This is a genomic window from Candidatus Cloacimonas sp. (assembly GCA_039680785.1).
Taxonomy (GTDB): Bacteria; Cloacimonadota; Cloacimonadia; order Cloacimonadales; family Cloacimonadaceae; genus Cloacimonas.
This window is the reverse complement of sequence record JBDKSF010000085.1, coordinates 39,226-50,992: the sequence shown is the minus strand read 5'-3', so window position 1 is coordinate 50,992 and position 11,767 is coordinate 39,226. Positions and strand designations below refer to the sequence as shown.

General features: G+C 36.8%; 11 protein-coding genes. All 11 read left to right on the top strand.

Annotated elements, in window-relative coordinates; genetic code table 11:
• Window positions 1–1,673, top strand: a 1,673-nt coding sequence (locus ABFC98_06045; protein MEN6445591.1) for a hypothetical protein, incomplete at its 5' end; no start/stop codon positions are given.
• Between the two features lie 101 nt (window positions 1,674–1,774).
• Complete coding sequence (locus ABFC98_06040; GenBank protein ID MEN6445590.1) at window positions 1,775–3,448, top strand: hypothetical protein; 1,674 nt, start codon at window positions 1,775–1,777, stop codon at window positions 3,446–3,448.
• Window positions 3,441–5,024: a signal peptide peptidase SppA gene (gene sppA / locus ABFC98_06035; GenBank protein MEN6445589.1), complete on the top strand. Its 1,584-nt coding sequence runs from the start codon at window positions 3,441–3,443 to the stop codon at window positions 5,022–5,024. The genes ABFC98_06040 and sppA overlap by 8 nt, the downstream gene beginning before the upstream one ends.
• A 25-nt stretch (window positions 5,025–5,049) precedes the next feature.
• The gene (locus tag ABFC98_06030; GenBank protein MEN6445588.1) at window positions 5,050–5,751 is read left to right on the top strand and encodes a hypothetical protein; all 702 of its coding nucleotides are present in this window, start codon (window positions 5,050–5,052) and stop codon (window positions 5,749–5,751) included.
• A 23-nt stretch (window positions 5,752–5,774) separates the two neighbouring features.
• On the top strand, window positions 5,775–7,010 hold the full coding sequence (locus ABFC98_06025; protein MEN6445587.1) for a major capsid protein: 1,236 nt from the start codon (window positions 5,775–5,777) through the stop codon (window positions 7,008–7,010).
• Between the two features lie 10 nt (window positions 7,011–7,020).
• A complete protein-coding gene (locus ABFC98_06020) occupies window positions 7,021–7,506 on the top strand; it encodes a hypothetical protein (GenBank protein ID MEN6445586.1) in 486 nt (161 codons plus the stop codon).
• 18 nt (window positions 7,507–7,524) lie between these two features.
• Window positions 7,525–7,815 (top strand): hypothetical protein, encoded by a 291-nt coding sequence (locus tag ABFC98_06015; GenBank protein MEN6445585.1) that lies wholly within the window; start codon window positions 7,525–7,527, stop codon window positions 7,813–7,815.
• The gene (locus ABFC98_06010; GenBank protein ID MEN6445584.1) at window positions 7,812–8,267 is read left to right on the top strand and encodes a hypothetical protein; all 456 of its coding nucleotides are present in this window, start codon (window positions 7,812–7,814) and stop codon (window positions 8,265–8,267) included. The genes ABFC98_06015 and ABFC98_06010 overlap by 4 nt, the downstream gene beginning before the upstream one ends.
• A gap of 3 nt (window positions 8,268–8,270) precedes the next feature.
• On the top strand, window positions 8,271–8,897 hold the full coding sequence (locus tag ABFC98_06005; protein ID MEN6445583.1) for a hypothetical protein: 627 nt from the start codon (window positions 8,271–8,273) through the stop codon (window positions 8,895–8,897).
• Between the two features lie 44 nt (window positions 8,898–8,941).
• The gene (locus ABFC98_06000; GenBank protein MEN6445582.1) at window positions 8,942–11,023 is read left to right on the top strand and encodes a glycosyltransferase; all 2,082 of its coding nucleotides are present in this window, start codon (window positions 8,942–8,944) and stop codon (window positions 11,021–11,023) included.
• Between the two features lie 15 nt (window positions 11,024–11,038).
• Window positions 11,039–11,764 carry a hypothetical protein gene (locus ABFC98_05995; protein MEN6445581.1) on the top strand — a complete coding sequence of 242 codons (726 nt, stop codon included), beginning with the start codon at window positions 11,039–11,041 and terminating at the stop codon, window positions 11,762–11,764.
• Window positions 11,765–11,767: the final 3 nt, after the last annotated feature.

The window sequence follows — 11,767 nt, the reverse complement described above, 5'->3', positions numbered from 1 at the left end:
GTTACAAAGATATGTGGCTAGAGCAACAGGATTTGGTGCGAGAAGCATTAAGGATGGTAAATGGAAGATTTATATATAGACTACTTGTTCTCTGTTGGATGCGTGGTGAAGGCAAGTCATTACTCGCCTGTCTTATCCAGTTGTGGAAGTTCTTTTGTTGGCCCAAACAAGATATAGTACTTGGTGCTAATAGTAAAGATCAGATTAAGTTTGTCCATTTTGATGTTATGTCAGATATAGTTACTCATTCACCAGAACTAATAAAGATAGTGGGTCAAAGGAATGTTCAGCAAAAGAATATCCAGATAAAAGATAGTAAAGGAAATGTAATAAGTACGATAAGAGCATTGTCAAGCTTTTCTGGTATTGTGTCAAATATAACTGGATATACATTTTCTGAAATGTTTTCTATGAAGAATCCTAAATTCTTCGTTGAACTTGATGGTTCTATTCGTACAATATCTAATGCTCTTGGTGTAATAGATTCCACTGTATCTCCAAAACAACACCCTCTTTACACAATGTGGAAAGATAAAACAGAAAATAAACCAGGTACAGAAGGAATCTTTTATTCATATAGATACTCTGAGACTGGTGATAATAAAGATTGGTGGAATCCTAATATGACTCAACAGGAACTTGAAGGTTATAGAATCAAGTTCCCTTTTGGTGAGTTTGAAAAGTTTTTTAAGAATTTATGGACAGCAGGGAAGATCAGGATATTCACTGATGAAATGATTGAGGCGATATCAATATACTCTGTTGACGGGGCACTTGGTTGTCAAGAAACATTAATAGACTTGCTTGAAGATAAACATAGGATATTAAAGCAGATAAGTGATCTTGGTGTTAAGGATATTGATGCCAGAGATAGTAATGAAGCTTTACTTGATGATATTGAGAAGAGATTCGGTAGGATAACTAAATTATATCAAATGCAAGATGCTTGGAACAGCAGATCAGCAACACTTGAGGAGTTAAAGAAACTTGGTGAGTTATATGATACTAACTGGTCAATATTAGTTGGGATTGACCGTGCAGATCCTATGAAAACTCGATCTACAGCAAGGACCATTGTTACTTGTCTTGCAAAAGGGTTACCTGGTTCCAAATCTAACCCATTTCAATTTTATGGGGAATCAAATGTACCAAATTATTTATACATAAGACTCCATCTTGCTGATGTACTTGATCACTCATTAGAGGGCATAAAGGAATTATTGAATCAATATCATGTTGAATATGATGGAATTGATTCAATAGGAGGTGAAAGATGGGGATTATGGGATTTGGCACCTTGGGCAGAAGAAAGAGAGATATCATTTGATCTTTTATTTCCAACATATGATAGACAAAGGTCTGCTTTTGGTGAATTTTACTCTTCTGTATCAAAAGGATTGTTCAAGTCTGCACCTACCGGGATAAAAGGATCAAAAACAGGTGATATTCAGATAGAAGAGATGGAAATATTTGATCATGATATGGAAAGAAAGTGGTTCGGATCACCTGAAAAAGAAGAAAAAGGTGGCGTACAAGATGATTCTATCTTTGCAACAGGTTGGTCTATGTATTCAGGAAGAAATTTAGGTGTTGAACACTTTAAAGAACGTGGTGCTAACACATTTATATTTGGTAAGTATATAAGAGAAAATAATGTTTTAGGCAATTACTGAAAAACCTGTTGATGATAGAGGTTTTTAGTTGACAATAAAGTATAAACCACATACTAGATTATATGGTAAAGATAAATTTCTCTTTAACCTAGGAGTTCAACGTGCCAGATGAAGAGTTGCTAAGGCAACTAGAACTCATTCCAGACGAGGTTCTTCAAAAACTTTCTTTTTCAGCGCCTTGGCAATACTCTGCTCAAGCACAAACTTATGCTGAACCCGATGACCTTCGTATGATTTCTAAAGAAGTATTACCTGATGATCGTGAATTACTCCAGAAAGCCTGCTGGGAAAAATTTCATGATAATCCACAAGTCAATACTTCTATTCGAGGTCAAGTTGGCAGATTAACTGGTCTTGGATTTGAGTTTTCTTCTGAAGTAGATGAAATACAAACGGTAATTGATGAAATATATTATGATTTCCGTAACAGACTTTATGATGCTTGGCCTAAATTTATTGGTAGGGGTTTCGTTGAAGGAGAATTATTCAATTGTTTAACTCTACATGAGGATTCTTTTGTAGAAGTTGATTTTATAGATCCAACAGATATAAATGGGGCAGATGAAGATGGTGTTATTTACCATCCTACAAAAGCTTCTATGCCACTTGTTTATGAAGTATCTCGTAAAGATAAGAATGGTGTTACTCAAAATGTTCAAATTCCTTCTATTTACGTTGCATACGATCCTAAATTGATAAATGTAGCTGCTGAAAATCCTAGTTTTAGTTGGGAATTATTGAAATTCTCAAAAAGTGCTAGTTCTAAGTTCAAATCCCTTGGTGGATTTTATCGTTTCATGACTCATTGGGATAAATCTTTGCTTTCAAAGAGGAATACCAGCCATCTTCGTACAGTCTTGAGATGGTTGAACATATATGAGAACTTGAAGTTTTACGAAGTGGACCACAAGAAGTCCGCTGGGGCCTTTTTGTGGGTATCTCAGTTCGATGATTGGAAAGCTTACAGGATGTTTCTTGCTCTTACAGATAAAGAGAAACAAGAAACAGGATTAGGAGGAAGATATACCCCAGGTAGTAGAATTTTTCTTCCTCCAGGAATGAAACTTGAAGCTGTTAATCCGAAACTTCCAAATATAACCGAATCTGACACTGATATTTTGCATATGATAACATCAGGGTTAAATGAACCTGAAGATGTTTCAACTGGTCAATCAAAAGGAACCTTTGCTAGTGTCAAGGCTAGTAGAGGCCCTATGAGTGATAGAACGTCAGATGAAGTGGCATGGCATGATCGTTATGCAAGATTTGATTTTTGGAAAGCTGTATTCTTTTTAAGGTCTGCTGTTTCTGATTTTCCTAAAGAATTTCCTGTAGAACAAGTTACTGGGTTCAAAAATAATGAACCAGTAAAGAAAACAGTAAATAAAAAACCTGAATTTCTTATGGAAATTGCGTATCCCACTTCTGATGTTGGTGATACTGAAGCTAAAGCCAGAGCATGGCTTGGTGTTAAGCATGGTAGTACAAATGATACTCTTGGAATTAGTAACAAGACTATTGCCAATAAAATGGGGATACAGAATTATCATAAGGAACGACTGAAGAGTGAAACTGAAAAGATTCAATATCCTGAACTTCAATCTGCAATAGATCAAGAAATGTTGCAGGAACAAAAATTAAATAAACAGATGCCAGGACAACAGAATAACCCAAATCAACCTAGCAAACAACCCAAACAACCAACTTTACCTTTGAAGCGCAAGCCTATTCAGCCTCAACAACCAAGCAAAGCTGAGGAAGATAACGATGCCTAGTCCTAATAAAGGTGAAAAGAAACAAGATTATATCAATAGGTGTAATAAAGACCTTATTGAGAAAGAGGGATATAAACCTGATCAAGCAAATGCCATTTGCAATTCAAAATGGGATAAAAGTAAAAAAGCAGAAAGTTCTGGAAGTATTTTACTTGATACTTTTCAAAATACCCCTTGTGCTATAGTTCCAGAAAAACTTGAGGAAATAAATTCGTTTCTTCTTAACAGACTTGCTTCTGCACAATTATCTGATTTTGAAGCTTATAGAGTAGGAAAGAGTGGCAACAATGCTTCAGAACACTACACTATAGAAGATGGTATTGCAAAAATACCTGTTTATGGTGTAATGAGCAAACGCATGAATATGATGAGTGAATTTAGTGGGGGGACATCTACACAGGTTTTGAAAAGTCATATTCAAGCAGCAATTGAAGATCCATATGTTAAAGGTATTTTTCTTGATGTTGATTCACCTGGGGGCGCAGTTGAAGGAACAAAAGAACTTGCTGACCACATTAAAGAAGCAAGAGACATAAAACCTATTATTGCTTTCACTGATGGATTGATGGCGAGTGCTGCATATTGGGTTAGCTCTGCTGCATCTGAGATATTTGGAACAGATTTATCTCAAGCTGGCTCAATCGGTGTTGCTGCTGTACATAATGATTATTCAAAGCAACAGGAACAAATAGGTGTAAAGAAAACTAACATATATGCAGGTAAATATAAAAGAATAGCAAGTCAAGATGAACCTTTGTCACCTGAAGGTAAAGCATATATTCAGGAGATGGTTGATACTTATTACAAGATTTTTGTTGATGATGTAGCAACAAATCGAGGGGTTTCGTCCGAAGATGCAATGAAGATGGCGGAGGGGCGAGTTTTTATAGGTAATCAAGCAAAAAGTGTTGGCTTGATTGATCACGTTGGCACAAGAGAGATGGCAATGAACAGGTTGCATGAATTGGTGCAATTGAAAAAGGGAAATAAAAATGGTTCAATTGCAGAAGATGACAAAGTGCAACTAGATATCACAGAACAACAAGAAGGAGGTAATGTCACTATGGATTTGAAAGAACTGAAGGAAAAACATCCCGAACTTGTAAAACAGATTCAAGAGGAAGCTCAAGCTTCTGTTAGTCCCCAGATTCAGGATTTGAGTAATCGCTTGAATGCTGTAGAGCAAGAAAGCAAAGTACTTAAAACCGAGAATACAAAGCTCAAGGAACAAGATATCCTTCGTTCGGAAAGAGAACTTTCAGCTAGTATTGACGCTATTTGGTCAAAGAAACTCAATTCGAGTAAGATACCCTCACGCAGACACGAAGACCTTAAGAAAGTTGTAAGTTCTGATGAGTTTGTAAAGGAAGGTGCTCTTGATGTAGAAGGTTTCTCTACTGCTATTGATGCTAAGATCAAAGACTGGGAAGGTAGTTTTTCTCAACCCGCAGTTCTTGGATTTGGCACTGCTTCGAAAGCAGTTGATTCTGAGGATCTTGATCCTGATGATCAGGATAGAGACCTTTCTGCTGAGGAAGATGCTATTGTTAAGAGGAATTTGAAACTTGCAAAGTAATTTGTAGAAAGAGAGGTGATACGTTATGGCAGGTTCGTTGGTAACTCATCAGGGTGATACTCCCTATATGTTCACAGAAGGTGGCCCAGATTACAAAAGGCTTTATAGAAGTAAGCGTGATCTTGCGCTTACTCTTGAGGTTTCTTTGATTCCTGGGTATGGTGTAGTTCCTCAAGGTGCAGCTCTTGGCAAGATTGTTGCTGGGGATAGGGCGGGTTACTGGGTTCCTTATAGTCCGAATCCGAATGAATCGGCTGGTGATCCTGTTAGTTGGGATGGTGCTCGTGCATACCTTCTTGAAGATTCAGGAACTGCTCAAACTGTTTATGTCAGTCTTGATGATTCTTACAAATTCAAGGTAGGTGATGTAATAGCAGTAAATTCTGATGGTGGTACTCCATATCAATTGACGATAACAGTAATTGATAGAACCACGTACAGAAATAAAGCAGCTATCACATACACAGGTACTGTATCTGCAAGTCACACATCTGCTAACAATGCCCACATTGCCATTGATACTGAAAATGCCAATACATATAGCTACTGTAAAGGTATTCTTGAATTTGCAGTTGATACCGGTGTTGGTGTTAATGCAAAGGGTGGTCTTGGTGTAAGAATTGTAACTAATGCCATTCTTATTGAGGGGTTGTGTGAAAATGTTGATGATGCTGCTGTAACTGATCTTAGTGCAGTTGAAGACGGCCAATATTTGATCTTGAAGTAAGACAAGGGAGGAGGTGAAATAATATGCCTAAAGGCGCTTCTGATATACCTGATCTGAGACTTGTGGTGCTCAAGAAGACTATTGAAAGTTACATGACACCACCCAATCTTCATTTTATGAATGCATTTCCCAGTGAGGATAATGAATCTGATTCTATCGAATGGGAAAGCATAACCGGAACTCGTGGACTTACTCCGTTTGCTGCACCTGGTGCACCTGCAAAGGAAACTTCTCTTACAGGTCACGGTGCAGGTCGAGCAATGGCTGCATACTGGAAGGAAAAATTGTTCTTTGATGAAATGTTCTTGAATAATCTTCGTCAGATAGGTACTCGACAGGTTTACATGCCTGCTGCAAGGAAGATTGCACAAGAAACGAAGAATCTTCGTAATAGGGCAGATCGCAGGAAAGAATGGATGTTCTGTCAGATGATCACTGAAGGTTCTTTCAGTTATGTTGGTCGTGGGGAAGTCAAAGTATCTGTTGATTATGGTGTTCCTGCCGCACATCTTGTAACTCTCGCTGCTGATCGCAAGTGGGATGGTGGAGTTAACAGGGATATCGTGGACGATATTGCAGATGCTAGACTTTATCTCCAGAATAAAGCTGCTGCAAAGGTAACTCACGCTGTTATGACCTCTGAAGTTCTGAAGCTCTTGCAGCAAGATAAGCAACTCCTTCAGATCATGGCTAATTCTGGATTTGCTGGCCAGCCTGGTCTTAATGCTTATCTCACTAATCCTATTCCTGCTCTTCAAAATCTCTTCCAGATTCCGAATATCATGGTCTATGATGAGATGTACGAGATAAGAGCTTGGTTGACTGGTGGGGTAACTGGGGGCACTACAGTATCAATCAGTGTAGACAATACAGATGATTTTGTAGTTGGTTCTGAACTCACTTTCAATGATGTTTCTGCTGGAACTTCTGAAGATTGCACGATTTCTGCTGTATCTCCTGAGAATGGTACAGTCACAGTTGATACTGCTCCTGTATCCACATACAAAAAGGGTGAAGATTTCGTTTCGATGACCAGAAAGTTTCTTGCTGAAAATAAGTTTGCGATGTATTGCGAACGAATTGAAGGTGATTTGATTGGTGGTTATTACAGTGCCCCTTTTGGTCTTTCTCGTTCTTATGGACTTAAAGTAAGTTCGTGGGACATGAATGATCCTGAAGGAAGATGGGTAATGGTAGAGAATAAGGGTTTGCCTGTTCTGTATCGTCCCAAGGGAATTTACTGCTTGACAGTACATTAAGGGGGAATCAATGCCTAATCAAAGAAGACCGTATTTTCCACTTCCGGTCAACTTCCCCCAGCAAGTAGCAAATGAGGTATTTCCCCCGTTTGTGGGTACTATCTCAGGTGAAGTGGTTGTTACTCAGAGAGGGATGCCTCTTGGAGTAGCACGTTTTCCCGGCAAGGTTGTTGATGTTTACATGTCAGCACTTGGTTGTGGAAAACGAGACACCGCTGTATACGTAAGTGGGGAAGTTGATGTAAAGATCAACGGTACAAGTTGTTTGACAACTAATCCTAGAATTGGTGCGATTTCAGGTGAATTGTCAGCACAGAAAACGACTTTTGCAAGTGCTGCTGATACTGGTATAAGATATGGTGTTGTTGATCACACTGCAAATTCGTTTACTGAAGGTGATGTGTTCACTTGGGATTTTGTCTACAATGGAGAAACTTCTCCCGCTACTAAGATGCATAATATTTGTATCATAGTAGAAGTAGAACCCACCAATTAATCAAGAAAGGAATCGACTATGGAAAAACGAGAGATAGTCGAAGTGTTGTTGCTGAAATCATTAAAGACAAGAAAAGGTGATATATTAAAACCTGGAAAGTATCTTGATCCTGTACCACCTGATTTGCTTCAAGAAATCTCACTCAATAGGGGTATGGTGGTTGTCAGGTATAAGAAACCTGAAATCGTCATACCCCAAGAACAATTGCCTGTAGAAGAAATTAATATAGAAGCAATAGATATAAAAGAACCAGAAATTGAAGTGCTGCAAGAAACAAAACCTGCATTAGTTCGGAGACGGAAGAAATGACAAGTGGTGAACTAATAACAGTAGTTCAGCAGGAACTAAAAGGTCTTTCAACTAGGTTTGAAGCGGTAGACTTTGTAAATGCTGCTTCAGATGCAGTTGCGGATACTGGTTGGTCATTTCCTGTTACTGATAATTATAAAGTTAAGTGGTTGAAGCAACGTGTTGTAAGAAACCTTTATTTCATGTTGCGTTCTGAATCTGCTCATAAATTCAAAGTTGATGGAATAAATCTTCAACATCGTTTTGATCATTACCAGAAACTTGTGGAGTCTATGGATGAAGAGTGGAAGGTAGAGATAGGCGGGATAATGAACACTACTGAAGATAAAGCAGGTATTGCTGGTGTGAAAATGGATGCAGGTTTTGTTTACGAGAAACGAACGGGCAGGGATTTAACTTACAGCGATTCATATAAAAATACAACGATTATTACTCCAGCAACAGAGGATTAAATAGTGTCAATTGGACCCGATATAAAAGAAATATTAGAAGAGGTTGGGTCATCTTTCACTGTAATTCGTGACACTGTATTGTCTGGAGAATATCTAAGATTAAAGCCAAATAAGCAAGCAACAAAGCCTTTCATTCTTGAGTTTTTTCTTGAAACAGAAATTTCATATGATTCGATAGTTGTTCCAGGTGATGTAGTTCATATAACCCCTCTCAATTCTGATTATATCGTTGTCAATAAACAAGGGATAGATTTAGAGAATCAAATTTACAAGTACAATTGTGTGTTCTATAGGGCAAATGTTTCTGGGGAGTTACAAAGACCTGCAGTAACAGAAATGTCAGGTGAAACTTATTCACAAACGTACCAAGAAAAAACAACTTGGAATACAGTTAAGGTTAGTGCTTATGGATTATTGACAGAATCGTTGTTTGGAAATGAATTAAATGAACAGGACTTCGCTCAGTTAAATCTCGTAAGAGACGAGTTATACATTCCAAGTAGTTATGGTATCAAAGTTCTTGACAGATATGTTCCTGTTAGTGGGGAATATTTAAAAGTTACAATCGTTAAGAAAAGAACTTCAAGTGGTATAGACGTTGTAACAGTTGAAGAAGATACACGGGAATAAACAATCGCCATTCTTGGTGAATTTTGTAAATTGGAGGAAGTCCAGTGAAGAAACGTATTCTTTTAGTGGGGGATCATCCATATTCTTTTAGTGGTAATGGGAACATGATGCGTTCCCTTCTTAGTGAAGTAGATTATTCCAGATTTGAAATATCTTGTTTTGGTGTTTTACTACCTACAAAAGCACACTTCGTAAATTCTTCTATTCCTGAAAATCTTCCTTATAAATTAATTCCTTATGTTCCTTTCAATGAAGAAATATATGGTGGGAATCAAGTAGTAGAATTACTTTATAAGTTTAAATATGATGCAATGGTAATTGTAGGACTAGATATTTGGAGATATGGTTATATTTTTAATCAATTACACGAATACAGAAATAGAAATAATATTACTTATTCTAGTATATTTCCATATGATCTTAATGAATTGAGACTTGATTGGGTGAATTGGATTAATTTCTTTGATATTCCTTGTGTGTACAGTGAATATGGGTATAATATATTAAAGGACAGTGTTCCAAAATTACGTTATTTTAGACCGCGTCTTGCTGATTCAGATATGTATATCCCACTTTCTGAAGAGGAAAAAAAATTAATTAAAAAGAATTTACTCGGCGGTGAAGAAAATGATGATCTTTTCATTTTTGGATTTGTAGGTAAAAATCAAGTACGAAAAGATCCGCCAAGAATTTTAAAAGCTTTTGGTGAAATTGTATCCCCACAAAAGAAAGAGGCATATTTATATCTTCATACGGATATTGAAGGTATTTTTAATATTCAGTCTCTAGTTCAAGACTACAAAATAAAAACAGGAACTATATCAGCAAAGAAAAATGGTCCCCCTTTAGCTGAAGAGGATATGGTAAAAGTCTTTAACGGAATAGATTGTCTTGTTAATTGCTCTTTTCAAGAAGGACTAAGTTGGACAGTATTGAATGCAATGCTATGTGGTACACCTGTTATTGCTTCTGATACTACAGCACATCCAGAACTTCTAAAAAATATTGGCAGATTAGTAAAATGTGATGAAATTTCTTATCTTTCTGTCATGACTGCATATGGTCAAGCATATGTTGAAACAAAAGCTTGCTCTGTTAAAGATTTAGGACAAGCAATGATTGAAATGATTGAAATGTCTCCAGAAGAGAGATTTGAAATAGGAAAGAAAGGAATAGAGAAAGCACAAGATTGGTTGGATGGGGCATCTAGTATAAATGCTCTTTTTGAAAATCTCACACCCACAGGTAAGTCTTTTAGTGATGTAAGTAAAAAGAAGGGTGTATTGTTTGCACAACATAGCAGTGCAGGTGATGTGCTGATGAGCACTCAATGTTTTAAGGGAATAAAAGAAAGGCATCCAAATACACCCCTTATTTATATGACACAAAAGTTATTTTCTGATATTGTTCAAGGAAATTCATATATAGATGAAATAATTGAATGGGATGATAAAAAACTAAAGGAATATGAAGTAGTTTATAATCCTCATGGAGAAAAGATATTACCTGGGGGATGGAACAATCTTGATGTAACTCTTCATAGTCTTTATCCTTACTTTACAAAAGTAGAACCAGATTTCATTACAATAAAATATAAAGAACCAGAATTTAATCTTTCTGAAGAAATAAAAAAGCAAGATAAACACCAGTTGCCTATTTGTGTTGTACATACCACAGGTGGACAACCTGTATATCGAATGTATAAACATCTTGATATAGCACTAAAAGGACTTGATCTATTTATCATTCAGGTAGGCCATACCTCTGATTGGCCTGTTCGTTCTGCAAGTCTTGATTTTAGAGGTAAACTTACTTGGCGAGAAACAGCTTGGATAATGTCTAATGCAAATATCGCTGTATGTGTAGATAGTTTTCCAATGCATTTAGCTGGCGCCTTAGGCATTAATACTGTTGCAATATTCGGACCTGCCCCTGCAAGAGTGACACAACCAAGAATGCAATATGGAGCAAAGTCAATTCTACTTGAATCGAATAAGCTTGATGTGTGTCCAATCACTTCAAACTGCTGGGGCCAACCTGGAAAAAAGCCTTGTAATACACCTTGTATCAATACAATACATCCGGCAAGAGTTAAAAAAGCAGTGCAAGAATTGTTAGGGAGATAAATCATGTTGGTACTCATGAAGGGACTGAACGAAGAACGATTAGTAAATAGGTGTATAAGTGATTTTCATGATGAAGAATGGGTAGAAAGAATAATTGTGATTGATGGTTGCTCTACCGATTACACAGTTCAAGAATTGAGACAGTTTTCTAAAGTAGAAGTGTATCAGCATTGCTGGATTGATAGTTTCCATGATATGGAAGTTACACAATCGAATATTTGCTTATCTTATATTCCACATAAGCAAATAGCTATGATCCTTGATTTTGATGAAAGAATGTCACCAGAACTTAAACAAGTACTTTCTGATATTGATAAGGGATTATATTCTTTTACTACTGATACAATTCACTTTTCTAGGCGAACTATTGAACCTCTTCGTTATGAAAATACACCTTTTGCTATGATTGGAGAAGATGGGTGGCCAATTGAATCACATCAGATTGGTCAATACCCTGATTTTCAATGTAGGTTAATAAGAAAGAATTTTGAATTAAGATGGGTCAATTCCCCTCATCACATTATGATTGGGGCAAAGTCTAATGAGAATATTGAAGCTGATATTATTCATTATGAAAAGGATGATTATAGGGACAGAGAAAGAATTGAAAAAAAATGGCTTCGTTCTCAAGCTAGAAGGAAAGAACTTGGATTACCTTTTGATATATTTGAAACAAGTATAAAACCTGAATTACATAAATATTTAAATCCATTTTATTGGAAGAATGGTGCAAGTTGGTAATGA

Coding starts and splice junctions, on each gene's coding strand:
- sppA (MEN6445589.1), top strand. CDS start 3,441: ATGCCTAGTCCTAATAAAGGTGAAAAGAAACAAGATTATATCAATAGG.
- ABFC98_06030 (MEN6445588.1), top strand. CDS start 5,050: ATGGCAGGTTCGTTGGTAACTCATCAGGGTGATACTCCCTATATGTTC.
- ABFC98_06025 (MEN6445587.1), top strand. CDS start 5,775: ATGCCTAAAGGCGCTTCTGATATACCTGATCTGAGACTTGTGGTGCTC.
- ABFC98_06020 (MEN6445586.1), top strand. CDS start 7,021: ATGCCTAATCAAAGAAGACCGTATTTTCCACTTCCGGTCAACTTCCCC.
- ABFC98_06015 (MEN6445585.1), top strand. CDS start 7,525: ATGGAAAAACGAGAGATAGTCGAAGTGTTGTTGCTGAAATCATTAAAG.
- ABFC98_06010 (MEN6445584.1), top strand. CDS start 7,812: ATGACAAGTGGTGAACTAATAACAGTAGTTCAGCAGGAACTAAAAGGT.
- ABFC98_05995 (MEN6445581.1), top strand. CDS start 11,039: ATGAAGGGACTGAACGAAGAACGATTAGTAAATAGGTGTATAAGTGAT.